Below are 24,540 nucleotides of genomic sequence, written 5' to 3'. Positions count from 1 at the left end.
CCCCCCATTTTTTTATCTTTGACCGCTTGCTTTACGCAAGCGGTCCATTATTGCTACACCAAGCCCAACCTCTGGTATCGCCTCCGCATAGATTATTCTAACCCCAGCGGAGTCAAGTTCATGTAAAGCGGAAAATAAATTGCTCGCTGCTTCCCGTAGGTCACCGTTTTCGGATAGGATTTCAACATGCTTTGCTTTTATTTCACGGTTGGTTTTTTTGAAGAGTAAGACGCCTATATCATCACCCTCTTTAATTTCATCAGGCGAAGAAAAAATTTTTATCGGTGTTCTCGGGGCATAATGTTTGGGAAGTTGTCCGGGTGATAAAATTTTATCGGTGCTTCTTTGAAGTTTGACTTTACCGATCACTTTTTCAATTTCTTCAATTGGAAGACCGCCCGGGCGCAAAACTGTTGGCTCTTCATCAATTAAAGATAAAACAGTTGATTCAACCCCGATTGGACACTTTCCACCGTCAAGTATCAAGTCAATTTTGTCACCAAGCTGTTTCTCAACATGTTCAGCTGTGGTTGGACTTATGTAACCAAATGGGTTTGCACTTGGGGCGGAAATTGGGGTTTGGGCGTTCTCAATCAAAGCAAGAGCCACAGGATGTGCTGGCATTCTTACGGCAACTGTTGGAAGCCCGGCTGTGACGATATCAGGGACGATGTTTGACTTTAGCAGGACAAGCGTTAAAGGACCTGGCCAGAATTTTCGGATGAGTTTCTCGGCTCTGGCATCAATTTTTTTTACGAGTTTTTCAAGCCATTCAATTTTTGAAATGTGAACTATAAGTGGGTCAAAGCTCGGGCGATTTTTAACTTCAAAAATTTTTGCCACTGCGTATGAGTTTAACGCATCAGCGCCCAAACCATACACTGTTTCAGTTGGAAAAGCAACAAGTCCTCCTTTTTTTATGATTGAGCCAGCAAGTTTTATATTTTCATCTGTCGCTTTAACTTTCATCGGACAAAAATTCTTAAATTTGTGAAATCTTTTCAGTTTTGTGTTTGGTTTTTCGGTTGTTTTTAAATTGATTTTCAATGTGAATATTTGGCACGCATTTTGCAATATAAATTTAACAGAAAAATCACTTTTTAAAAATAAAAACAAGAGGTGAAAGAGTATGGGAAAAATCGTTGGAATTGACCTTGGGACGACCAACTCTGTCGTAGCAGTAAAGATGGGAAATGATGTCGTCGTTATCCCGACTTCGGAGGGTCCGAGGACTTTGCCTTCGGTTGTAGCATTTACAAAGACGGGGGAACGACTCGTTGGTCATCCCGCAAAGCGTCAGGCGATAACGAATCCAGAAAATACAGTTTACTCAATCAAGCGTTTTATGGGGAGATTTTATGACGAGGTGATTGAGGAAGCAAGGAGAGTTCCATATAAGGTTGTCCGTGGTCCAAACAACACCGCAAGGGTTCAAATTGGCGACAGGATTTATTCACCACCTGAAATTTCCGCTATGATTTTGCAGAAATTGAAACAGGATGCCGAAGCTTATCTTGGTGAGAAAATCACCGATGCAGTGATTACGGTACCAGCTTACTTTAATGATGCTCAGCGTCAGGCGACGAAAGAAGCAGGTGAGATAGCTGGTTTAAATGTCAGAAGGATTATAAATGAGCCAACAGCTGCTTCTTTAGCTTTTGGGCTTGATAAGAAAGGAAAACAAATGAAAATTGCTGTTTTTGACCTTGGTGGTGGAACATTTGATATCTCAATTCTTGAGATCGGCGAAGGCGTTTTTGAGGTTAAGGGAACGAGTGGCGATACACATCTTGGTGGCGATGATTTTGACCAGAGGATAATTGATTGGATAGCTGAGGAATTTTTGAAACAGGAAGGGGTTGATTTGCGCAAGGATCCGATAGCTTTACAAAGGTTGAAGGAAGCAGCCGAGAGAGCAAAGATTGAACTTTCAAGCCGACTTGAGACGGAGATAAATCTTCCGTTCATAACCGCTACAAGTACAGGTCCAAAGCATTTGCAGATGACATTGACGAGAGCGAAGTTTGAGCAGTTGATTGATGATTTGCTTCAGAAATTAATTCCACCGTGTGAGGAGGCGTTAAGAAGGGCAAAGATGACTATTCACGACATTGATGAAGTCATTCTTGTTGGTGGTTCAACGCGAATTCCAAAAGTTCAACAGATAGTTCGTGATTTCTTCGGTAAAGAGCCAAACAAGAGTGTTAACCCTGATGAAGCGGTTGCAATTGGCGCTGCTATTCAGGGTGCGATACTTGCTGGTGAGGAAAAAGATATTCTCTTACTTGATGTTACACCACTTTCACTCGGTGTTGAAACGCTCGGCGGAGTTATGACGGTTTTGATCCCTGCGAATACAACAATACCGACGCGTAAGACGGAGATATTCACGACCGCAGCTGATAACCAGACATCTGTTGAGATTCATGTCTTGCAGGGTGAAAGACCGATGGCGAAGGATAACAGATCGCTCGGTAGGTTTATACTTGATGGGATTCCACCGGCACCGCGTGGAGTTCCACAGATTGAGGTGACATTTGATATTGACGCAAATGGAATTTTACATGTGACCGCCAGAGATAAAGCCACAGGAAAAGAGCAAAGCATAAGGATAACCGCATCAAGTGGCTTGACTAAAGAAGAAATTGAAAGGATGAAGCGTGAAGCGCAAGAACACGCTGAAGAAGATAGAAGGAAACGCGAAGAAGCCGAACTCAGGAATCAAGCTGATAACCTCGTCTACACAACGAGGAAGCAACTTCGTGAACTCGGCGATAGATTGCCATCCGATTTGAGGAGCAAGATTGAAATGAAAGCGAATAAACTTGAGGACTTGATAAAGACGAACGCACCTATTGCTGATGTTAAAGCTGGGATGGATGATTTAACGCATGCTTGGAATGAGGCATCGGGTTATCTATATCAACAAGCTACATCAACGACATCAACTGGGTATTCAGCAAGTGGTGGAACGTATGAGGAGACGAAGAAAGATGTTAAAGATGCTGACTATGAGATAGTTGATGATAAGGATAAGAAGGAGAAAAACTAATTTCTGAATTTTTCAAAAACGCACCTTTCAAGGGCGAGGTTTTAATGCCTCGCCTTTTTTATGAAAAAATTAACAGGAGGTGAAATTTATGAATTGGAATAAATTTACGATAAAATCGCAAGACGCTATCCAGAAGGCGATGCAAATCGCTGCCGATAAAAACCATCAGGTCATTGAGCCGGAACATTTGCTCCTTGCCTTGATTGATGATGAAACAGGTCTTGTTAATTCAATTATAAAGAAAATCGGTGGCAATGTCAATTACATCAGAAATAAATTAAATGAAGCGATAAATAAATTTCCGCAGGTTCAGGGAGCTGGACTTGGCAATCAATATATTTCGCAAAACTTGATGAAGGTGTTTGATGACGCTCTTAGGGAAGCGAATAATTTGAAAGATGAATATATAAGTGTTGAACATCTTCTCATTGCTATTTCGGAAAATAGAAATACTGATGCCGGAAGAATCCTTTCCGATCAAGGGATTGTCAAAGATGCGATTTTAAAGGTGATGCGCGAGATTCGCGGTTCACAAAGGGTTACGGATCAAAATCCAGAAGATAAGTATCAAGCACTTAAAAAATACGGTAGAGATTTAACGGAACTTGCTCGCTTGGGCAAACTTGACCCTGTTATCGGTAGGGATGAGGAAATTCGTCGTGTGATGCAAGTTTTAAGCCGAAGGACGAAGAATAATCCTGTCTTAATTGGGGAGCCAGGGGTTGGAAAGACAGCAATTGTTGAGGGGATCGCTCATAGGATTGTTCAAGGTGATGTCCCAGAGCCATTGAAGAACAAGAGAATTTTCGCCCTTGACATAGGTGCTTTGATAGCTGGGACAAAATATCGCGGTGAATTTGAAGATAGGTTAAAAGCTGTTCTTCGGGAGATTCAGGAATCAAACGGCGAGATAATTCTTTTCATTGATGAATTACACACAATTGTTGGTGCTGGTGCTGCTGAAGGTGCTGTTGACGCTGCAAATATGCTTAAACCCGCACTCGCCAGAGGTGAACTCCATGCAATCGGGGCTACGACGATTGATGAATACAGAAAGCACATTGAAAAAGACCCTGCGCTTGAGAGGAGATTCCAACCGATACTTGTGGAAGAACCGTCCGTTGAAGATACTATTTCAATTTTGCGCGGTTTGAAAGAAAAATACGAAGTTCATCACGGCGTGAGAATAACCGATGCTGCTATTGTAGCAGCTGCGCAGTTGAGCCATAGATATATTACAGATAGATATTTACCTGACAAAGCGATTGATTTGATTGATGAAGCAGCATCAAAACTGAGAATTGAAATTGATTCAATGCCAGAGGAACTTGATGAAATTGAAAGGAAGATCAAACAGCTTGAAATAGAAAGGGAAGCAGTAAAGCGCGAGTTGACATCAAATTACGCAACTGATGTTGATAAAAAGGCAACGCAGAAGAAACTTGAGGATATTGAACAAGAACTCGCAGGATTAAGGGAGGAAAGGGATCGTCTAAGAGCTCATTGGCAAATGGAGAAAGAACTTATTAAATCAATCAGAGAAATGAAGGAGCAGATTGAGAAGGCGAAAATTGAAGCCGAAAAAGCCGAGCGTGAGGGTGATTATGGCAGGGTCGCTGAATTGAGATATGGCGTTATACATTCACTTGAGATGAAATTGAAAGAAACAACGCAAAAACTTGCCGAGGTTCAAAAAGATTTAAGGATGTTGAAAGAGGAAGTTGATGCGGAAGATATAGCTGAGATAGTTTCAAAGTGGACTGGGATTCCGGTTCAGAGGATGCTTGAAAGCGAGAGGACAAAACTTTTGCATATGGAAGAGAGGTTGCACGAAAGAATTGTTGATCAAGAGGAAGCTGTGAAGGCGGTAAGTAATGCCATTCGTAGGGCTAGAGCTGGCTTGCAGGATGAGAGAAGACCAATCGGCTCGTTTCTCTTTATTGGAAGCACTGGTGTTGGTAAAACAGAGCTTGCAAGAGCACTTGCCGAACTTTTGTTTAACGACGAAAATGCCATGGTAAGAATTGATATGTCCGAGTATATGGAAAGATTCTCCGTTTCAAGGTTAATTGGCGCTCCGCCAGGTTATGTTGGTTATGAGGAGGGTGGACAATTAACCGAAGCAGTTAGAAGGAAACCTTACTCTGTTGTTTTGCTTGATGAGATTGAAAAGGCACATCCGGAGGTTTTTAACATCTTGCTCCAAGTCCTTGAAGATGGACGCCTTACCGATAGTAAAGGTCATGTGGTCAACTTCAAGAACACAATTATAATAATGACCTCAAACATCGGTTCGCATATCATTCAGGAGAAGATGTCAAGGATGACTGATGAAAACAGAGACAGAATAATGGAAGAGATAAGGAATGAGGTTATGCAAATTTTAAGGCAGACGATAAGACCTGAATTTCTCAACAGGATTGACGAGATAATTTTCTTCAAGCCGTTGACGAAGTCGGACATACTTAAAATTGTTGACTTGCAGATGAAACAGGTTAATAAGCGACTTGAGAAAAACAATATGAAGCTTGAACTTTCAGATAAAGCGCGGGTGTGGCTTGCCGAAGTCGGATATGATCCGACATTTGGTGCAAGACCATTGAGAAGAGTTATACAAAAACATATACTTGACCCGCTTGCTGAAAAAATACTTGCTGGTGAATTTCTGAATGGCGATACTATAGTTGTTGATATTGACTTAAAAGGAAAGCCAATGTTTATAAAGAAGGTTGAAGAAGTTGAAGTTGTTTAAAATTGAAGGGGCGCCTATCGGCGTCCTTTTTTGTTTTGCTCAGATTTTTTTATTAATTTTTCATTGGCTTGGGCGGTTAGCTCAGTTGGTTCAGAGCGCCACCCTTACAAGGTGGAGGTCAGAGGTTCGAATCCTCTACCGCCCACTAATTTTCTTCTCCTCCAAGATTCTTAATTATAATTAACGATAAAAGCGAGATCATAGCGCTCAGGTAAAAGCCTGCTCTTAATCCGAGAAAACTCGCTATTAATCCACCAAATCCCGGACCCAAGACATTTGAAAGGGTCGTAAAACTTGAAGCTATTCCCATTACCCCACCTTGCTTCTCTTCACTTACATTTCTACTTATGAGCGAATAAATCACGGGTGTAATGCCACCAAGGAAAAATCCGAAAGTTGCCCTGAAAAATATAAGCTGAAAAATTGATCGTGAAATTCCTTGCATAAGAAGGGAAATCCCAGCGCCAAAAAAAGAGATAAAAAGATTTTTTTTATATCCTGATACACCTAATTTTTTTACATCCTCATCGTTTCTTTTTCCCCACCAAGGAGCGGATAAGACGGTGAAAAGTCCTGCGATTGAAAAGGAAATCCCGGCTAAACTTGATATATGTTTTATTTCACCAGATATGAATTCAACAAAAAGCGCAAAAATTGGCTGAACAAGCATCACCGATGTCTGAGATAAAAATATCATCATCAAAGCGAACTTGATAAGTTTATTCTGAACGAAAGCGTAGTTGTAATTTTCAATTAAACTTTTTAACTCATTCCCCTTTCTTGTTTGGTTTTTTCTCTCCTCCTTTGTCCCAAATATGAGCAAAAACCCAGATATAAAACAAATTAAACCCGTAAGCTGGAAAATATATCTATAGCCAATTAAATCGGCGAAAATTCCACCGAATAGGGGTCCAATAAGCTGTCCGCTTGAGGTTGCGGTTTGAAGGACACCGATCGCATAACCTTTTTTCTCATATGGGGATTCGGCAGAGATAAAGGCAAGGGCTGATGGTATGAAACCGCTTATTGCGCCTTGGATGATTCGGAAGATGAAAAGTTGATATACATTTTGTGATAGACTTGTTAAAAATTGTGCTATGCCGAGACCAAAGATTGCACGTATCATTATTAATTTCCGTCCATATCTATCGCCGAGAGTTCCCCAAAGAGGTGTCGTGAAAAATGAAATTATAAAAGGACCAGAAAAAACAACACCGCTCCATCTGGCAACATCTCCTTCCTCCATTACACCGAGTTCTCGGATGAAGAACGGAAGGAAAGGGACGACCATGCTCATCCCCATCATCGTGATGAACTGAGCAAGCCAAACAATGTAAAGGTTTTTGCGCCAGGTTTCCATCTATTTGCTTTGCTTTCCTTCCTTAAATTGTATAACCAAGTCCAAAGGCGATGTGGAACATTTTTATGAGTGTCTCTGCAGTTCCACCATAAATCCCGGCGTTGACGATTTCACCATATGTATATTTTCCTTCAGCAAAAAGGAGGATGTGTTTGTGAATTTTTATGTTTAAACCGCCTGCAAATTGAACGACGAAATCGTTCGTCTCGTACCTTTCAAATGATAGCGAATCAATAGTTGTTTCAAAGTGAGGTATTGAAATCCCAAAACCAAATTTTACAAATGGCGATATTTTATTCCCAAATTTATAACCGAAATTTAAAATCAAGTAGTTCAATCCATGTGAAATTGAGAAATTTTGAACTATGTCACCAAAGCGTATAACGGAATCAAGAAGCGAATTTCTATAAATTCCAACTACTTTAACTTTCTGCTCTGGGTTTGAATAAACCTTTGAGTGTATAAATTCAACCTCAGCGAAGACCTTTGGGTTTACGAAATTCAAGCTTTTTGAAATTTTAACGCCGTAATAAAGTGGGAATTTAAACGATTTGTCGGTCAGGTTGACGTTTTCAAATTTCAGGAATGTTTCGTTTATGTCTTGTGAAATTTTTAAATAGGTGTTAAGCGGGAAGTTTTTCCCCAAATATGCGCCGATGATTAGATCTTGTGCGAGGCAATTTTGGAAGAGCAAGGTTACATAGATAAAAAAAATTATCCGTTTCATTTCAACTTTGCTTTTATTAAAGATGTGCCGGGGGCAAAGCCCCCGAGTAAGGTGAGATTACGGATATAAACCGCGCAATTTTACTGCTTCAGCAACTCTCCCAATACCAAGCATATAAGCAGCCATCCTCATTGAGACCTTGTTTTTCAGGTGTATATTTAAGACCTCATCAAAGGCACGTTTCATGATTTTCTCAAGCATAGTGTAAATTTGTTCCTCATCCCAGAAGAGATGCTGTTCATCTTGGACCCATTCAAAGTATGAAACGGTCACACCGCCAGCATTGCAGAGAATATCTGGGATCACGAAGACACCCTTATCTTCAAGTATTGCATCGGCTTCTGGGGTTGTTGGTCCGTTGGCTGCTTCTGAGATTATCTTTGCATTGATTTTCCCAGCGTTTCCTTTATGAATTGCGTTTTCAAGCGCGGCTGGAACAAGTATATCACATTCAAGAGCCATCAAATCGTCAGCGCTTATCGGTTCTGAATTTGGAAAGCCGATAACTGAGCCGGTCTTGTTTTTATGTTCAATCAGTTTCATCACATCAAGACCTTTGTCGTTATAGACACCACCTTTTGAGTCATTGACAGCTATAACTTTTGCACCCGCCTTTTCAAAAAGCATTGCTGCAACGGAACCAGCGTTTCCGAAACCTTGAACAACAACTTTTGCACCTTCAAGTTTTAAGCCGAGATGTTCAACCGCCTTTTGCGTCGTGTAGAAAACACCTCGCCCGGTTGCTTGATCTCGCCCAAGCGAACCGCCAAGTGAAATGGGTTTTCCAGTTACAACCCCAGGAACCGCATATCCCTTCATCATGCTGTATGTGTCCATAATCCACGCCATGACTTGCGGATTTGTGTACACATCCGGGGCTGGTATATCTTTTTCGGGTCCAATTAAAGGTAGAATTTCAGCGGTATATCTTCTTGTCAATCTTTCGAGTTCACCTTGTGACATCTCTTTCGGGTTGCACACAACTCCGCCTTTCCCACCACCAAAAGGTATATTGACTATAGCGCATTTCCAAGTCATCCAAAAGGCAAGCGCCTTGACCTCATCAAGCGTTACACTTGGGTGATATCTTATACCACCTTTTGCCGGACCGCGAGCCGTGCTGTATTGAACCCTGTAACCCTCAAAATGTTGAACTCTGCCATTATCCATCCTGACGGGGAAGTTAACAATCAAAATCCTTTCCGGGTACTTGATATGTTCCCTTATGTCCCAATCAAGATTTAAAAGGTCAGCTGCCTTGTCAAATGTTTCAAGCGCCATATCATAAATTGACTTGGCGCCGTCTTTAAGTGCTTTTTCCTTTTCCGTTATCATGGCTTTTTTCCTTTTATTTTTTAAATAAAAAATCCCGAACCAAAAGGTCCGGAATTTATCTAACTTGGCTTCCACTTTCAATTTCGCCAAGCGTCGTTATGAGCGTTAACTTCTCGTCTTTAACAGCTGCGAGCAACATCCCTTGCGATTCAATCCCCATCAATTTAGCTGGCTTCAAATTTGCGACTACTATGACTTTCTTCCCAACAAGTTCCTCAGGTGAATAATGTCTCCCGATGCCTGCAACTATTTGCCTTTCTTCATTTCCAATTCTGACCTTCAACTTAAGAAGTTTTTCCGAATTCTTGACCCTTTCACATTCAACTACATCCGCGACCCTGAGGTCAATTTTTTGAAATTCCTCAATCGTTATCTGTGGTTTAAATTCAATTTTCTCCTCAGTTATCTCTCCACTTGCTATTTTTAACTTCTTTATCTCCCTCTCAATTTCGCTATCCTCAATCTTTCTGAACAAAATTTCCGGTTCCCCAAGTTGATGCCCGGGTTTTAAAGAAAGCTGATATGCGCTGTCCCAACCTGACTTCACTATATCGTCGTTCAAATTTAACATCTTCCATATTTTCCTCGCTGAAAACGGCAAAACTGGTTCAAATAGTATCGCAAGAGCTCTAACGGTTTGTAAGCAAATGTTTATCGTCGTTGAAGCTCTTTTGGGGTTTTCTTTTATCGTTCTCCAAGGTTCTGTATCATTGAAATACTTATTCGCATGCCTTGCGAGGTTCATCGTTTCAAAGACGCCATCTCTTATCTTAAAGTTTTCATAATTTTCGGCGATTCTATCGGCGTATTCCTTCAACTTTGATATCATCTCGTTGTCAATGTTTTCAAGCTCAAAAATTTCGGGGACTTTATTTCCAAAGTATTTTTTTGCAAAAGTCAGCGTTCTGTTTACAAAATTTCCAAGTATATCTGCAAGTTCGTTGTTATTTCTCGCTTGAAATTCCCTCCACGAAAAATCCGTATCCTTCGTCTCCGGAAGTATGCTTGCAAGCGCATAGCGGAGCGGATCGGGCTCAAATTTTTCAAGATATTCATTCAACCAAACCGCATAGTTTCTGCTCGTTGAAAGCTTTTTCCCCTCAAGATTTAAAAATTCATTAGCGGGGACATTATCGGGAAGTATAAACTTATCATCACGCTCATCGTTCCAAGCCATAAGCATCGCAGGGAAGACAATGCAGTGAAATACTATATTATCCTTTCCGATGAAGTGAATTAATCTAGTCTCAGGGTTTTGCCAATACTCGCGCCATTTTTCAGGTTGACCGATTTTTTGTGCCCATTCCTTGGTTGATGAGATATAACCGAGCAAAGCATCAAACCAAACATAAATAACCTTGCCTTGAACCCCTTCAATCGGAACTTTTACGCCCCAGTACAAATCCCTTGTGACGGCTCTATCTTGCAGACCCTCTCTAAACCATGATTGAACATATTGTTTGACATTTTCCTTCCAATGCGTTTTGGTGCTTATCCATTCCTCAAGTCGCTTTTGAAAATCTCCAAGGGGAAGATACCAGTGTGATGTGCCTTTTATTACAGGTGTTGAACCACAGATTTTACATTTCGGTTCAATCAAATCAGTTTGTTCAAGCCAGCTTCCGCATTTTTCACATTGATCGCCCCTTGCCCCGGGGGAACCGCAGACCGGGCAAATTCCCTCAACATATCTATCAGCAAGGAACATTTTATCGTTTTCGCAATAGAGTTGCTTTGTCGTCTTTTCCTTTAAAATCCCTTTCTTGTAAAGTTCAAGGAAAAATTCTTGCGCAGTTTGATGATGCAATGGAAGTGATGTCCGGGAGTAGTTATCAAAGCTTATCCCGAATTTTTCAAAGCTCTCCTTGTTCATGTAGTGATATTTATCAACGACCTGCTGAGGGGTTATTCCTTCCTTTTCAGCGGTTATAGTGATTGGGACACCGTGTTCATCGGAACCACAAATGTAGATGACATCTCTTCCTTTTAATCTTTGATATCTGACATAAATGTCGGCAGGGAGATATGCACCCGCAAGATGCCCAAGGTGAATTGGTCCGTTTGCATATGGAAGGGCAGCTGTTACAAGTATTTTTTGAGGTTCTTTTTCCGTCAAGGTGTTCATTGATTTTGTTTCAAAGTTTACTTATGTCAGGAAAAATTTAAGAAAACAAACCTTTCAAATCAAATGCGAAAAAATCTCCTTGTTTCGCTCAAACGCCTCCTGCGGGATATATTTCTTTATCTCATCAAGTGTGAACCTCTCCCATATATCGTTCCCGTAGTGAACATAAACATAGTTTTTGAAGATGTCAAACTTTTCAATTTTTCCCGTCCCTTTGTCAGTTTGAATTTCATAATCAATCGGTGGGAAGTTTTTCAGGGCTTCAATATATGTTTCCATCTCAAAGAGCAAACAACATTTCAAGCGCCCGCATTGACCGGAAAGTTTGATCGGGTTAAGAGGTAGATTTTGAAACTTTGCATGAAGGAGCGTAACCTTGTTAAATTTTTCAAGCCAAGTGGAACAGCAAAGCGCTCTCCCACAGCTTCCTATGCCTCCGATCTTCCTTGCTTCATCCCTGACGCCAATTTGCCAAAGCTCAATTCTTGTCTTGAAAATTTTTGCGAGGTCACGAACGAAAGCCCTGAAATCAATCCGACCGTCGGCTGTGAAGTAAAATGTCAGCCTGTTCCTATCAAATTGATATTCAACATCAATTAACTTCATATCAAGATTAAAAACTTTAACCCGCTGTTTGAAGATATAATATGCCTTGATTTCATCCTCTCTATTCCGTTTCAATCTTTTCAGGTCTTCATCGTTTGCTGGTCTTATAACTTTACGCATCAATTGTCCAACTATGCCAAGGAATTGCCTTTTCTGGTGAACTTTTTCACCGACGAGATGAACTTTACCAAGGTCAAGACCTCGTATCGCTTCAACTATGACATAATCCCCGGGCTTGAGGTCAAAGTCAGATTCGTTTATGAAGAAGTCGCGACGCAAACTTTTGAATTCAACTTCAACAAGATTAAGGGTGTGTTCAATTTTTGCAAGTTCTGGGTCAAATGGCTTTTTAAAGCAGGATTCACACGGTAGTTTTTGTTCTTCAACTTCAACTCCTTCCGCTTCAATTCCGGCTACAAATTCTTTATTTAATTGCTCCCAGCCACTTTCAAACGATTCCCAACTCTCATCAAGCCAAAAAGGTGAATCTATTTTTCTGTCCATTGCAGTGTGCTTTTTTGTTTTAATTTGTTGTAAGCCGTTTTAAAAAGTTCATAAAGTCCTATTGAAAGGTTTATCAAGATTAAATTCATCTGCACATTTCTTTCAACCTGCGTTATCGCTTTTTCAACGAGGGATATCGCCCTTTGATAATCAATTTCGCCGAAATTTTCAATGAACTTTTTTAAACGATCAAGCATATCCACATTTATAACCCTGTCTTCCATTCCAAACTTTACGAAGAGGGCATCTCTAAACCAAGTCAAAATTATGTTCAAAAAGTTTTTAACTTCATCCCTTTCATAATCGGTGACGATTTTTTCAATCTCAATCAGCATTTTGACAATTTTACCACTTGCAACCGTTGCGAGGAAATCAATCGGTTTTATCCTTTTATCTTTTATGGATACATCAAGGAGTTCAACTGCTTTCCCGAAGCTCCCATTAGAAAGGCGAGCGATAAGACGAGCTCTTGTCGGATTCAAATCGTATCTTTCTATCAATGCTGTGGCTATCTCTTCATCTGAAAGATATGAAAATCTTACAAGTTGACAGCGTGAAATTATCGTTTGGGGAAGTTGGTCTTTATTTGATGTTGTGAGAATTATAACTGTCTTTGGTGTTGGCTCTTCAAGCGTCTTTAGGAATGCATTTGCTGCTTGTTCTGTCATAGCATCCGCTTCCGAAACAATTATCACACGCCATCCTGGTATGAAACTGCTGTGCGAGATTTCAACCTTTATCTCTCTTATGCTGTTTATCTTTATGCTGTTGGCTCTGGGTATGGAAATTTTATGATATGGGTTTTGCGACTTTAATTTTACTTGCTCTTGTATGATTTTTATTTCGTCCTCGTCAAGCTTTTCAAGTGGGGGGTCGTCTTTGGTCTCGTTTCTACCAAGCGGTAATTTGAAGATCAACTTTATATTCGGGTGGGAGAACTCCGATATACCTTTACAAGTTTTGCACTCGTCACAAGCTTCACCTTTTTTCCTTTCGCAGTTCAACGCCTTAGCGAATTCTATCGCCATTGCATCTTTACCTACCCCTTCGGGACCATAAAACAAGTAAGCGTTTGGTATTCTTTCACTCAAAATTGCGTTGATTAAAATTTGCTTAACTCTATCTTGACCTATGACATTTGACCAAGCCATTTCTTTCAATGAAATTTTTTAAAATGTCTGACCAACGCCGATGTGAAATATCATATCCTTTAAAATCTGTAGCCCTGTCTTGTTAAATATGAATTTATTCTCAGCCCCGGGGTCATAAACCTTGAAGCCAAAATCAAATCTTAAACCTCCGAAAAATGTTAAATATCTGATCCCAAATCCACCGGCTACAGCAAGGTATTTTAATTTGATATCCCGTGGTTCATCCCATAAATTCCCCGTATCAAGAAACAAGACAAAACCAAGATTTCTCCATACGATTGTTCTGTTTTCAAAATTTGCTTCAATTAAAATTTTTCCACCAAGCGATGGGTTTGAAACCGTGCCAAGTTCCCTTATCCTCCAGCCACGAACGCTTGCGCTCCCACCTGCGAAAAAACGCCTGTTTATGGGTATTGAACTCAACTCAAGCTCTTTAGTTGACTTTAGAAAATACTCGTTGGCAAAACCTAGCTTAAATTTAAATCCGAAAACTGAATTATTCAAACTAAAAAAGCGCCTGTAAAAAAAGGTAAGTTTGTAATACTGCGCGAATGGCTGAACTTTAAGTCCAGCTTGTGCGAATAAAAATGGTAAAAGCCCGCCTTCTTCAACGGAGACAAGATAGGAATGCCCCGACCTCGGGTAAAGTAAATCATCTACCTTGTCAAGTTGAAAGGTTAAACTTAAAATTGAGTTAATTTGCCTGGGGTAAAGTTTTGCAAGTGTTGAGTCTACTTGGGACTGAAACTTTATATTCACACTTTCAATATCCCAATCAAAATAGGCAGAATAATCAATGGCTCTATAAGCAAACCTTAACCTGTTTCTGACAATGTTCAAAACATATCTTTTCTGTTTATCAAGGGTCATTGATAAACCCAACTGTCCGGGCATTTTTCTCCCCAATAAATAAGGTTGTTCCAATCTAAGGTCGGTTTCAACCAATCCGACGCTTGTTGTGTCTGCAAGGTTTGGGATTTTTTTTAAGTTCAAGCTTTGAATTTGAAACCTTACACTTGAGGCAAAGTGTCTTCCACCACCGAGGAAATTTCTGTTCCTATAATCAAGCGAAACACCAACATTAAAGGCATTTCTTTCATCGCTGAAGTAGATCGCTGGTGATATATCATGCTTGTTAAACGGGGCAACCGATATGATTACATCGCAGTGGTTTAAACTATCCGTTTGATTTATCTTATCAATGTTTATCCTGACATTTTCAAACAAACCAGTTTGAGATATATTCGTCTCGGTTTTCAAAATCAAACTGCGATTATAAAACTCCCCCGTTTTAAATTCAACCTCACGCCTTACTATATTTTCTGAGACCTTTAACCTTGTCGTATCTTCAAATAGAATTTTTATATTTTTTATCACTAATCTTGCGTTCGGGTAAAATGGTATTGAAATTGAAGTGGTTTTCCTCGTGCTGTCAATCAAAACCCTAACCCTTGTTCTATCAACGTATGCATCTGGATAACCATTATCGTAGAGCAAATTTAATATGCGTTGAATCTCCGCTTCAACATCAATGCGCCTAAATCTATTCCCAGGTTTGAGAAATTTTAAATTAAGGACAATTTCCCTTACCGAATCCGGAATTGAGTTCAGACCGAATATCTCAACATTTTCAACATTATACGGTTGACCCTCATTTATGATGAAAGTCAAGCTGGCTGTCTTTTTTGTATGGTCGTAAACTACAGATGTGTCAATCTTAACATCAAAGAAACCATTGTCTTGATAGTAATTTTGCAGGTTAACGACATCGCTTGCGATTTTAATTTTTTCAATGTAGGATGGTTTATCGCCGAGGCGTTCGCTGATTTTATAAAGGAATTGCCAAAATTTCCCCGGGCTCTCCCTTGAGATGATTACGGATTTTAATTCTTTTGAGGAAAGGGTTTTGTTCCCTTTGAAATTGATTTCTTTGAGTTCAAAATTTAATTCCTGCGCTTTCGTTATAAGTGAGGCGGAAATTAAAAGAACAAGTATTATCCCTTTCATTTTGGGGCGATTTAAATTTCGTTAAGAGCCCCCCTCATCGGGGGGTTCATAATCAGTATTCATCCTCTTCACCGAATAGGTAATCGTCTTCGTCTTCGGGAGAATAATCAGGCCAGATATCTTCAATTCCATTGTATTCTTCGTCAGAGTCCTCAAGTTCTTCAAGGTTTTGTATGACTTCTGGTGGAGCGCCAATTCTTTTAGCGTATTCAATCAATTCCTGTTTTGTTGCAGGCCATGGGGCTCCTTCAAGATAGGAAGCAAGTTCAGGTGTCCAAAGCATAATTTATCAACCTCCTTTAATTTGATTTTTTGTTTGATTCCTGAACTAGTTCGGTGTATTTAGCTGGGTCAATGTCCTCAAAGAAATAATTTAACGGATTTTGAGGTATACCATCCTTTAAAACTTCGTAGTGTAAGTGTGGGGCTGTGACAAGCCCGGAGGCACCGCTTAAACCGATCTTTTCTCCTCTTTTGACCTTTTGACCTTCTCTGACGAACGCTTTTGAAAGGTGAGCGTATAATGTTACATAGCCAAAGCCATGGTCAATTTCTATCAAGAGTCCATATCTTCCTCTGTAACCGACATAGCTTACAATGCCATCGCCTGTGGCATAAACTGGTGTTCCAACATCAACGACAAGGTCAACGCCTTCGTGCATAGCCCAAATTCCGAGAATTGGATGCTTGCGATACCCAAACCCTGATGTCAAACCCCCTTTCAAAGGCATTATCGCTGGTATGTGTTTGAACTTTTCTTGGTTCAGTTTATATTGCTTGTAAATTTCCTCATAGCTTTTTTGTTGTAATCTCACTTCACGCTCAAGTTTGCTTAATTTGGCAAACGACTCGGAAAGAAGTTTCTCGGCTTCGTCATCTGATAAATTAAACTCATATTTTTCTTCAACACCACCGATTGCGACCTTTTTTATGTCTTCATCAATTGGTTTTAAATCAACCGCGAGTCGGAGTTCTCTATCTTGTTCAAGGAGTTTTGCTACAATGCTTTCAATTTGATGGAATTTTTCCTTTAAAACTTTTAATTGCTCTTTTAAGATTGAGTTTTCCTTTTCAAGTTTTTCAGCTCTGATTTTGCCGAAGCCGAGAATATCTCCAGTCAAATGATTTAAAGCGAAGAGGAAACCCAAACTGATTAAAATTACAAAAACAATGGCGATGAAAATTTTTAAGTTTAAATTTTTGACCTCGTTAAAGTTTAAATTTTCAGTGTCAAGGTAGAAAATCTTTTTTCCCATAGCTATCTCCGTTATTTTTAGGTTTCTGATTGAAGATAACGAATTTACTTAAATTTGTCAAGTGCTGGGGCTGAATGGGGCTTGCTCTTGACTTTTATTCCGAAATTTTTTATAATTAAGCGAGGTCAAAAAATAAACAAAAACTAAAACAAAACGGAGATTAATATGAGAGGGCTATTTTTATTTTTGGCGTTTGCTTTGCTGTTAAGTAGTGTCGCTTTCTCAAGGGACATCGGAGCAGGGTTAACACTTGGCTATCGCAGTGAGAAACCAACAGTTGGATTCGGGGGATTTGCTTATTATCGCTACGATGTTCGTGAGAAATTCCTTAATGTGAAAGGTCTAGCTGGTCAGCTTTCAGTTGGCTATGTGACTTTCCCTAAGGAAGATAATGTTGAGTATTCATTTGTCCCTGTAAAATATGGACTTAGCTACACTGCTTACACGCAGGATAAGGTTTCGCTTGGTGTACTTGGTGAGCTTGGGCTTGCGTTTCTGAGCAAGCCAAAAAGTGAAACGAAGGTTACAGGTGGTGCTGGTGGATTTGTCGCATATTCAGTTGCACCGGATGTGAAACTCGTTGGAGCGGTTAAGTATTCAGCTGTTGTTCAGGCGGTTCATTACTTGGGTGTTGAAGTCGGCGTGCTTTACACATTGCCAACAGGCAAGTAAAGTTAAGGTAGTCCGAGCCATTTCGGCTCGGACTTTTTTATTAAAAAAACGGAGGATGCAAATGAAGCGCGCTGTAAATCTTGGTTTAATTTTATTGTTTGTCGCATTAAATATCTTTTTTTGGGGTTGTGGACAACCAACGGATCAGGGTCAGATTAACTTAACGCAACAGGAAAAAGTTCTTGCACCAATTTATACCGCCCCAGAAGGTGAAGCAATACCTGGCAAATATATAGTTGTTCTTAAAGATAATGTTTTACCGAAGGGCGATTTCAAGAGTGTGGCACAAGCTGTTGCCAAAGTTGCTGGTGAGATTGCTAAAACATATAGTTTACATCTTGAACATGTCTATGGTTTTGCGCTTAAAGGATTTTCGGCCGAAATCCCTCAGGATAAAATTTTAGCTCTTAGAAGTGACCCGAGGATCGCATATATTGAAGAGGACGCTAAAGTTTATGCTTTTGCTCAGACATTGCCTTGGGGGATTGATAGAATTGATGCTGATATAAGTTCAACTAAAGCGGGTGATGGAACTGGTAGTGTAACTGGCGTAAGGGTTTATATAATTGATACCGGAATTCAACTTAATCATCCCGATTTGAATGTTGTTGGTGGTGTTGATTTTACAGGTAAAGGAACAGCTGATGATGGAAATGGGCATGGAACACATGTGGCTGGGATTGTTGGAGCCAGGGATAATGGAGATTATGTTGTTGGAGTTGCTCCAGGGGTTGAACTTTTTGCGGTAAAGGTTCTTGGTGATGATGGTTCGGGAAGTTTTTCAAATGTAATAGCTGGGGTTGATTTCGTGACACAACAAAAACTTAACAATCCGTCTCTTCCCATGGTTGCAAATATGAGCTTAGGCGCAAGAACGGGATCAAAATATAACTCGCTTGATAACGCCGTTGTTAACTCAATCAATGCGGGTGTTGTTTATGCTATAGCTGCTGGAAATGACGGTGCCGACGCGAAAAATTACAGCCCTGCTCATGTAAAGGAAGCAATCACTGTTGGAGCATACGATGAAAATAATACATTCGCTTATTTTTCAAATTGGGGTAGTTTACTCGATTTAAATGCTCCCGGGGTTAGGATTCTCTCAACTTACATAGGTAGTTCAACTGCAACTTTGAGTGGAACCTCAATGGCAGCTCCACATGTTGCGGGAACAGCTGCGCTTTATCTTTCAAGAAATCCAAGTGCAACGCCTCAACAAGTGAGAGACCGTCTTGTTGCTGATGGAAAGGCTTGGGTGAAAGTTAATAAACCAAAGACGACGAATTTGTCGGTTTATGCCGGAAATTATTAATTTTTAGGGCAACCGCTTCAGCGGTTGCCTTAAATTTAAAATTCCCTCAATGCTTGGCTCATATACAACATTCATAGCGTGGAGATATTTGAAGTCAAAGCGAAAAATCGCTTTGATCACGATTATAAGTTTGATTTCCCTCATCGGTGTTACAATTGGTGTTTCAGCCCTCATCATTGTGCTTTCCGTCTTTAATGGATTTAATGGTCTTGTCACGCGAATACTTGTTGAATTTGACCCACATATAAGAATAGAGAAAAAGCTCGGAATTGAAGATAAAGAATTGGCTTCAATTGAAAAAGTGATAAAAGATATCCCGCAAGTGAAAGGCTATTCCCCTTTTATAACGAGCAAGGCAATGCTTATCTCTGATAGAAATAATAGGGTTGTTTATGTCAAAGGTATAGACCCTGGAAAAGCTGGGCTTGTTTCCGGACTTCCTGAAAAAATTGTACTTGGTAATTTTGACCTTTTTGATTCCGGTGGACTTCCCAAAATCATTCTCGGCTTAACGATCTCAGACCATGTGAATGCTTTGGTTGGGGATACTGTTACGCTTGTAAGCCCAAGTTTTGGCACTTTCGGGCTAGTTCAACCCAATGTTAGAAAATTTGTTGTTTCGGGAATTTTTGAATCAAATAACAAGGATTATGATGGATATTACGTTTTCGTTTCTGTTAAGTCAGCACAAAGTTTGTTTGACATGAGGGGTAAAATTAACGGCGTTGAAATTCGGCTTTATAACATCAATGACTCTGAGAGGATAAAAAAGATCCTTCAATCTCATCTTGGAGATAAATTTCAAGTTAAAACATGGTATGATTTACACAAAGACCTATATTCGGTTATGCAAATTGAAAGATGGGTAGCATATGTGATACTTTTGCTTATAATTTTTGTGGCGACATTTAACATTCTTGGCTCGTTGACAATGTCTGTAATTGAAAAAACGAGGGATATTGGAATTTTAAAGGCGATGGGGGCAAGGAATTCTGACATTGTTAAAATTTTTATCTTTGAGGGTTTAATAATCGGCTTAATCGGGACCGTTCTTGGAGGTTTAATTGGGTATATTGTCTGTTACATTCAACAAAGATATCACATCTTTCCGCTTGATCCAACCGTTTATATCATACCTTCACTTCCAGTTGAGATGCATTTGTCGGATTTCGTCGTTGTTGGGCTTGGTGCGATAGTTCTTTGTTTGCTTGCCTCATATTATCCCGCAAAAAGAGCTAGCAGAGTCATACCTTCCGAAGCTTTAAGGTGGGAATAGTGAAACATTTCATTTTTACAAGTTGTTAAAAATTTTGAGTTTGAAAAAATTAATTTGGAGGTGCTATGCGGGCGATTTTATTTGTTTTTTTGTTGTTTCATTTCAATCAGGTTTTAAATTCACAAACGGATACAACTTCTTTACTTCCGAGTAAAATGAGCATTCTTGAAAAAGGATTATGGGGTGAAAGGGGATTGTTCAGAATCACTGGGCTTGCGCCACTTACATTGCAAGCAAGACAAAGTGAGTTAAAGTTGAGAAGGACTATGCTTTCTATTCATCAACTCGGTGGTTTTGCAACGCTTGGACTTATGGCAATTTCAGCTTATTACGGGAAAAAGGCTTATGACCTTGTTCCCGGCTACGCAGAGAAACATAGAACACTTGTAAGGGCTACGATAGCATCGTATAGTTTAACTGCTCTTCTTGCTTTGATGTCTCCACCACCACTTATAAAAAGGGATGATAAATGGAGCAGTTTGGCGATACATAAGACACTAGCTTGGATTCACGGGGCTGGAATGGTTGCAACTGCGATACTTGGAAGACAGGTCAGGGAAAGCGCAAATCTTGAGGAATATAACCGGTTGAAAAAAATTCACATGGGCGTTGCCATTGCAACTTTTACTGCGCTTGCTTCATCAATGATTGTAATAACATTCCGTTAAAATTAATTTGGTGAATCTGTTATGAAACAATTTAAAGGTGTTCTGGTTTTATTTTTGTTCGTTATCGGTTTTTCTTTCGGTCAGGTTTTATCGCTAGAAGGCGATAAGAGCGTCTCCTACATTCAATATGTCATTCGTCATCCTTTACACACTGTTAAGGCGATAAATAGGGAGCCTAAGTTCACGATTGAGTTTGACACAAAACAAAGGAAAATACTCAAGGCAGAAGCGGTTGCAGAAGTTATGAAATTTAACAGCGGAAATTCAAATAGGGACTCACACGCTATGGAAGCTGTTGAGGCGCTAAAATTTCCAACGATAAGTTTCAAAAGCACTGAGATAGATTTCAGCAGCGAAGATATAGTTGTCAGAGGATTTTTAACATTTCACGGACAAACAAGGAAGATTGAGATGAAAGGTAAAGCGAGGTTTGACGGGAATAATTTGTTCGTTGACGGTAATTTTAAAGTGAGTTTAACAGAATTTGGTGTGAAGCGTCCCTCTCTTCTTTTTATCCCTGTTGATGATACTTTGAAAATATACATATTTGCGAAGTTTATCTTGCCTGAGTAAAATTCTCAAAATATCAAGCGGGTCTAGGCTGGAATAAAGTTTCTTATTTGGTTGTCAATATAGATGAAGACAAAAATAAAGGACAGACCATGACAATGAGGCGAAATGTTTTTTATTTAATTCTTCTCTTTTTAGGCTTTCTTTTAAGTTTAACATTTATAACCGAGAAGCAAGCCGAATCAAACGCCAGGGTAAGTTACGAAGTAAAAATTCCGTTGGGGATTCCAAGAGACATTTGGGAAATTTTCGTCCCGCCTGATAATCCTATAACTCCTGAGAAGGTTGAGCTTGGTCGGAAATTATATTTTGACAAGCGTCTTTCAGTTGATAATACTGTTTCCTGCGCGACATGTCATGATCCAAAATTTGCCTTTACAGATGGAAAGAAAGTAAGCGAAGGTGTTAAAGGGCAGAAAGGGGCGAGGAATGCGCCGACGGTTTTGAACGCAATGTTTTATGAAGAGCAGTTTTGGGATGGCAGAGCCAAAACGCTTGAGGAACAGGCGAAACAGCCGATAATTAACCCAATTGAAATGGGTATGCCGGATCACGATGCAGTTGTTAAGAAACTCAAAGGAATCCCAGAATATGTTGATGCCTTCAAAAAGGTATTTGGTGGTGAGATTACTATTGATAGAATAGCCCAAGCGATTGCTGCGTTTGAAAGGACGCTTCTTACAGGTAATTCACCTTTTGACAGGTTCATAGCTGGAGATCAAAATGCTATAAGTGAGTCAGCAAAGAGAGGATGGCAGTTATTTCAGGGCAAGGCGAGATGTATAACTTGTCATGAGTTCAACCGTTCAAATCCTTTCTTTACGGATAACAAGTATCATAACATTGGCGTTGCTATGAATCAAGAAGGATTTGCGGAGCTTGCCCGAAAGGCGGAACTTTTAGTCAAGGAGGGGAAGCTTGATCAGAGAAAACTTGACGAACTTGCTTTGAACCCGGCTTATTCAGAACTTGGAAGGTTCCTTGTGACATTTAATCCCAAAGATATTGGGGCATTTAAGACACCTACATTGAGAAATGTTGAGCTCACAGCTCCATATATGCACGATGGGAGTGAAGCAACACTTTTAGATGTGATTGAATTTTACAATCGTGGTGGAAATGAAAACCCGAACCTTTCTGGTGAGATGAGACCTTTGAACTTGACCGATCAGGAAAAACAAGACCTTGTTGAATTTTTAAAGTCGCTAACGGGTGAATTCCCGAAAGATTTTCCGGAAAACAAATAAATAACAAAAAGGAGGTGCTTTAATTATGCCGAAAATGCCAAGTGAGAGAAAAGAGGAGCAGTATTTGAAGGAGCGAGAGAAGTTCTTTGAGATGTTGCCGAAGTTGAACAGGAGGCAGTTTTTGAAGGTCGCGATGGCCTCAGCTGCAGTTGCCCTTGCAAAGAATCAATTCCCACCACATTCATTCCAACTTGTTGAAGCAGTAGAAGCGAAACAGGGTAAGACAGAGGTTAAGTTTAGATTTGCTTACATTTCAGATACGCATCTTTACGAGAGGAAATTGAACGAAAGGTTTGTGCGTGCTGCTTTAAAAGCAGTTCAGGATGTCAATGCCCTTGACCCACAGCCCGATTTTGTTCTTTTTGGCGGTGACCTTGCTCAACTTGGACAACCGGAGGAATTAAAGCTTGGAAAAGAAATTTTAAGTGAGCTTAAGGCGAAAGTGTATATGATGGTTGGTGAACACGATTGGTATCTTGACCTCGGTGAAAAATGGATGGAACTTTTCGGGCAACCATGGTATTCGTTTGATCATAAAGGCGTTCATTTCATAGTGTTAAATTCTGTCCTTGTTGATGACTATTGGACCGAGACGAAAATGACACCGATGGAGAGGATGAAGTTTATGGCTCAGCTTGATAATCCTAAAGGGAAACCCTTCACGGTCGGAAGAGGATATGGTGATGTTGGGAAGAGACAGTTTGAATGGTTAAAGCAAGACCTTGCGAAGATTTCAAAAGATACACCGATAGTTGTGTTTTCGCACTCGCCTCTTTACAAGTATTACAAACCGTGGAATTTCTGGACTGATGATGCTGAGGAGGTGCAAGCTCTTTTGAGACCATTTAAGAATGTGACCGTTATTCATGGGCATACGCATCAACCAGTTTTTAACAAGATAGGTAACATTAACTTTTACGGCATGCTTTCAACAGCCTGGCCATGGCCATATGCCCCAACAGGGCTTCCGAAGTTGACTATAAAGATGAACAGGGCGGATCCATTTGATCAATTTGATGGATGTGGCGATGGAACAGTTGAGGTTTTGACAAATGGAAAAGCGGATAAAATTTATAACCTCTGGAGTAGAGAACCGATGAAGGTTAGTGCAAGATATCTTGAGTCGGGTGGTAAAGAAGATGTTCCACCTCTTCCATTAGATCCATCATTTTAAAAAAACTAATTAGGAGGTTTAGGTTATGAAGGGAAAGTTTTCTTTTGGTGTTTTAATGTTGTTATCAGTGTTGTTATTTTTAAGCGGTAGAGTCAACATTACCTCAGCGGTTGAAGGTGATGATTCAAAGAAGAGCGATAAAAAGGTGATCACTGCATGCGATGGTGAAACAAAACTTGTCTTAAACGATGTTAAATCAAATGAAGTGATGACCCGTGAAAAAGCCCAAGAAGTTGCTTCAATGCTTCTTGCGACTTATCAACAGCAGAAGAAATATCAGGCAACAAAGTTTACAAGACGTGATTCTTTGATATGGGAGAGGGAATTGAAAGCGATGATTGAGGAGGGGTATAAGTGGTTTCACGATCCGTCACTTGGAACGAACGGGATTTCCTGCGATATGTGTCATCCAGACGCTGCTGGATACACATCCTGAGACATATCCAAAGTTTCAGGTTCAGTTGAAAAAGATTGCTCTTTTGCGCGATATGATAAACTGGTGTATTGAAAACCCAATGGAAGGGAAACCGCTTGATGAAAGCGATCCGAGGTTAAAGGCAATGGAGGCATATATAATTTGGGCGAGGGCAAATCAAGATGTTCGTCCTCATGCGAAGATACTAAATCCTGGGAAGAGATGATTTAGTTCCGATAAATTGCAAGCCCCGCAAACTTGGCGGGGCTTTTTATTTTTTAGAGCGTTTGCAAAATTAAAATTTTTTTAATCTCTAAAAATCAGGGGGAAA

The 24,540-nt window shown here is 40.0% G+C and carries 21 protein-coding genes and 1 tRNA gene; 12 read left to right on the top strand and 10 right to left on the bottom strand.

The window, feature by feature from the left end:
- Positions 1-12 precede the first annotated feature (12 nt).
- Positions 13-969, bottom strand: a complete 957-nt coding sequence (locus FKZ43_RS00550) for an L-threonylcarbamoyladenylate synthase (protein WP_140943924.1) — start codon at positions 967-969, stop codon at positions 13-15.
- A 160-nt stretch (positions 970-1,129) separates the two neighbouring features.
- Between FKZ43_RS00550 and dnaK the strand changes: the two genes are divergently transcribed.
- From dnaK to FKZ43_RS00535, 3 genes are all read left to right on the top strand, one after another.
- A complete protein-coding gene (dnaK, locus tag FKZ43_RS00545) occupies positions 1,130-3,052 on the top strand; it encodes a molecular chaperone DnaK (protein WP_140943923.1) in 1,923 nt (640 codons plus the stop codon).
- An 88-nt stretch (positions 3,053-3,140) separates the two neighbouring features.
- Positions 3,141-5,804, top strand: a complete 2,664-nt coding sequence (gene clpB, locus FKZ43_RS00540; protein WP_140943922.1) for an ATP-dependent chaperone ClpB — start codon at positions 3,141-3,143, stop codon at positions 5,802-5,804.
- A 70-nt stretch (positions 5,805-5,874) separates the two neighbouring features.
- Positions 5,875-5,949 (top strand) — tRNA-Val (locus FKZ43_RS00535).
- Here FKZ43_RS00535 and FKZ43_RS00530 read toward each other — a convergent pair.
- The 9 genes from FKZ43_RS00530 to FKZ43_RS00490 are packed head-to-tail and all read right to left on the bottom strand — an operon-like array spanning position 5,950 to position 16,875.
- Complete coding sequence (locus tag FKZ43_RS00530; protein ID WP_140943921.1) at positions 5,950-7,164, bottom strand: MFS transporter; 1,215 nt, start codon at positions 7,162-7,164, stop codon at positions 5,950-5,952. It lies immediately after the preceding tRNA gene.
- Positions 7,165-7,186: 22 nt separating this feature from the next.
- A complete protein-coding gene (locus FKZ43_RS00525) occupies positions 7,187-7,891 on the bottom strand; it encodes a porin family protein (RefSeq protein ID WP_140943920.1) in 705 nt (234 codons plus the stop codon).
- Between the two features lie 57 nt (positions 7,892-7,948).
- Positions 7,949-9,226 (bottom strand): Glu/Leu/Phe/Val family dehydrogenase, encoded by a 1,278-nt coding sequence (locus FKZ43_RS00520; RefSeq protein ID WP_140943919.1) that lies wholly within the window; start codon positions 9,224-9,226, stop codon positions 7,949-7,951.
- 55 nt (positions 9,227-9,281) lie between these two features.
- Positions 9,282-11,351 (bottom strand): methionine--tRNA ligase, encoded by a 2,070-nt coding sequence (gene metG / locus FKZ43_RS00515; RefSeq protein ID WP_140943918.1) that lies wholly within the window; start codon positions 11,349-11,351, stop codon positions 9,282-9,284.
- Between the two features lie 54 nt (positions 11,352-11,405).
- The gene (locus FKZ43_RS00510; protein WP_140943917.1) at positions 11,406-12,461 is read right to left on the bottom strand and encodes a PSP1 domain-containing protein; all 1,056 of its coding nucleotides are present in this window, start codon (positions 12,459-12,461) and stop codon (positions 11,406-11,408) included.
- On the bottom strand, positions 12,446-13,612 hold the full coding sequence (locus FKZ43_RS00505; protein ID WP_140943916.1) for a DNA polymerase III subunit: 1,167 nt from the start codon (positions 13,610-13,612) through the stop codon (positions 12,446-12,448). The genes FKZ43_RS00510 and FKZ43_RS00505 overlap by 16 nt, the downstream gene beginning before the upstream one ends.
- A gap of 18 nt (positions 13,613-13,630) precedes the next feature.
- Entirely contained in the window at positions 13,631-15,619 is a 1,989-nt protein-coding gene (locus FKZ43_RS00500; protein ID WP_140943915.1) for a BamA/OMP85 family outer membrane protein, read from the bottom strand.
- 52 nt (positions 15,620-15,671) lie between these two features.
- A complete protein-coding gene (locus tag FKZ43_RS00495) occupies positions 15,672-15,902 on the bottom strand; it encodes a DUF2795 domain-containing protein (protein ID WP_140943914.1) in 231 nt (76 codons plus the stop codon).
- 16 nt (positions 15,903-15,918) lie between these two features.
- Positions 15,919-16,875, bottom strand: a complete 957-nt coding sequence (locus tag FKZ43_RS00490; RefSeq protein WP_140943913.1) for a M23 family metallopeptidase — start codon at positions 16,873-16,875, stop codon at positions 15,919-15,921.
- A gap of 165 nt (positions 16,876-17,040) precedes the next feature.
- Here FKZ43_RS00490 and FKZ43_RS00485 point away from each other — a divergent pair, with 165 nt between their 5' ends.
- The 9 genes from FKZ43_RS00485 to FKZ43_RS11565 all read left to right on the top strand — a co-directional run bounded on the left by FKZ43_RS00485 (position 17,041) and on the right by FKZ43_RS11565 (position 24,435).
- Positions 17,041-17,547, top strand: a complete 507-nt coding sequence (locus tag FKZ43_RS00485) for a hypothetical protein (protein ID WP_140943912.1) — start codon at positions 17,041-17,043, stop codon at positions 17,545-17,547.
- A 61-nt stretch (positions 17,548-17,608) separates the two neighbouring features.
- Complete coding sequence (locus FKZ43_RS00480; protein WP_181180189.1) at positions 17,609-18,859, top strand: S8 family peptidase; 1,251 nt, start codon at positions 17,609-17,611, stop codon at positions 18,857-18,859.
- A 49-nt stretch (positions 18,860-18,908) separates the two neighbouring features.
- On the top strand, positions 18,909-20,135 hold the full coding sequence (locus FKZ43_RS00475) for an FtsX-like permease family protein (protein ID WP_140943910.1): 1,227 nt from the start codon (positions 18,909-18,911) through the stop codon (positions 20,133-20,135).
- Positions 20,136-20,290: 155 nt separating this feature from the next.
- Positions 20,291-20,803: a hypothetical protein gene (locus FKZ43_RS00470; protein WP_140943909.1), complete on the top strand. Its 513-nt coding sequence runs from the start codon at positions 20,291-20,293 to the stop codon at positions 20,801-20,803.
- Between the two features lie 21 nt (positions 20,804-20,824).
- The gene (locus tag FKZ43_RS00465; protein WP_140943908.1) at positions 20,825-21,376 is read left to right on the top strand and encodes a YceI family protein; all 552 of its coding nucleotides are present in this window, start codon (positions 20,825-20,827) and stop codon (positions 21,374-21,376) included.
- A 95-nt stretch (positions 21,377-21,471) separates the two neighbouring features.
- Entirely contained in the window at positions 21,472-22,620 is a 1,149-nt protein-coding gene (locus tag FKZ43_RS00460; protein ID WP_181180188.1) for a cytochrome-c peroxidase, read from the top strand.
- 25 nt (positions 22,621-22,645) lie between these two features.
- A complete protein-coding gene (locus tag FKZ43_RS00455) occupies positions 22,646-23,794 on the top strand; it encodes a metallophosphoesterase family protein (protein WP_419951023.1) in 1,149 nt (382 codons plus the stop codon).
- Between the two features lie 25 nt (positions 23,795-23,819).
- A complete protein-coding gene (locus FKZ43_RS11570; RefSeq protein WP_235894650.1) occupies positions 23,820-24,230 on the top strand; it encodes a cytochrome-c peroxidase in 411 nt (136 codons plus the stop codon).
- 25 nt (positions 24,231-24,255) lie between these two features.
- Entirely contained in the window at positions 24,256-24,435 is a 180-nt protein-coding gene (locus FKZ43_RS11565) for a hypothetical protein (RefSeq protein ID WP_235894649.1), read from the top strand.
- The last annotated feature ends 105 nt before the right edge of the window (positions 24,436-24,540 follow it).

Source organism: Candidatus Thermokryptus mobilis (assembly GCF_900070205.1).
Lineage (GTDB): Bacteria > Bacteroidota > Ignavibacteria > Kryptoniales > Kryptoniaceae > Kryptonium > Kryptonium mobile.
This window is presented reverse-complemented; position numbering and strand designations above follow the sequence as displayed.

What these genes read in the sequence shown, in the direction of transcription:
- FKZ43_RS11570 (WP_235894650.1), top strand. Translation starts at nt 23,820, where the DNA reads ATGAAGGGAAAGTTTTCTTTTGGTGTTTTAATGTTGTTATCAGTGTTG.
- FKZ43_RS00495 (WP_140943914.1), bottom strand. Translation starts at nt 15,902, where the DNA reads ATGCTTTGGACACCTGAACTTGCTTCCTATCTTGAAGGAGCCCCATGG.
- dnaK (WP_140943923.1), top strand. Translation starts at nt 1,130, where the DNA reads ATGGGAAAAATCGTTGGAATTGACCTTGGGACGACCAACTCTGTCGTA.
- FKZ43_RS00470 (WP_140943909.1), top strand. Translation starts at nt 20,291, where the DNA reads ATGAGCATTCTTGAAAAAGGATTATGGGGTGAAAGGGGATTGTTCAGA.
- FKZ43_RS00475 (WP_140943910.1), top strand. Translation starts at nt 18,909, where the DNA reads ATGCTTGGCTCATATACAACATTCATAGCGTGGAGATATTTGAAGTCA.
- FKZ43_RS00485 (WP_140943912.1), top strand. Translation starts at nt 17,041, where the DNA reads ATGAGAGGGCTATTTTTATTTTTGGCGTTTGCTTTGCTGTTAAGTAGT.
- clpB (WP_140943922.1), top strand. Translation starts at nt 3,141, where the DNA reads ATGAATTGGAATAAATTTACGATAAAATCGCAAGACGCTATCCAGAAG.
- FKZ43_RS00505 (WP_140943916.1), bottom strand. Translation starts at nt 13,612, where the DNA reads ATGGCTTGGTCAAATGTCATAGGTCAAGATAGAGTTAAGCAAATTTTA.
- FKZ43_RS00550 (WP_140943924.1), bottom strand. Translation starts at nt 969, where the DNA reads ATGAAAGTTAAAGCGACAGATGAAAATATAAAACTTGCTGGCTCAATC.
- FKZ43_RS00520 (WP_140943919.1), bottom strand. Translation starts at nt 9,226, where the DNA reads ATGATAACGGAAAAGGAAAAAGCACTTAAAGACGGCGCCAAGTCAATT.
- FKZ43_RS00510 (WP_140943917.1), bottom strand. Translation starts at nt 12,461, where the DNA reads ATGGACAGAAAAATAGATTCACCTTTTTGGCTTGATGAGAGTTGGGAA.
- FKZ43_RS00490 (WP_140943913.1), bottom strand. Translation starts at nt 16,875, where the DNA reads ATGGGAAAAAAGATTTTCTACCTTGACACTGAAAATTTAAACTTTAAC.
- FKZ43_RS00460 (WP_181180188.1), top strand. Translation starts at nt 21,472, where the DNA reads ATGAGGCGAAATGTTTTTTATTTAATTCTTCTCTTTTTAGGCTTTCTT.
- FKZ43_RS00530 (WP_140943921.1), bottom strand. Translation starts at nt 7,164, where the DNA reads ATGGAAACCTGGCGCAAAAACCTTTACATTGTTTGGCTTGCTCAGTTC.
- FKZ43_RS00525 (WP_140943920.1), bottom strand. Translation starts at nt 7,891, where the DNA reads ATGAAACGGATAATTTTTTTTATCTATGTAACCTTGCTCTTCCAAAAT.
- FKZ43_RS00480 (WP_181180189.1), top strand. Translation starts at nt 17,609, where the DNA reads ATGAAGCGCGCTGTAAATCTTGGTTTAATTTTATTGTTTGTCGCATTA.
- FKZ43_RS00455 (WP_419951023.1), top strand. Translation starts at nt 22,646, where the DNA reads ATGCCGAAAATGCCAAGTGAGAGAAAAGAGGAGCAGTATTTGAAGGAG.
- FKZ43_RS00465 (WP_140943908.1), top strand. Translation starts at nt 20,825, where the DNA reads ATGAAACAATTTAAAGGTGTTCTGGTTTTATTTTTGTTCGTTATCGGT.
- FKZ43_RS00500 (WP_140943915.1), bottom strand. Translation starts at nt 15,619, where the DNA reads ATGAAAGGGATAATACTTGTTCTTTTAATTTCCGCCTCACTTATAACG.
- metG (WP_140943918.1), bottom strand. Translation starts at nt 11,351, where the DNA reads ATGAACACCTTGACGGAAAAAGAACCTCAAAAAATACTTGTAACAGCT.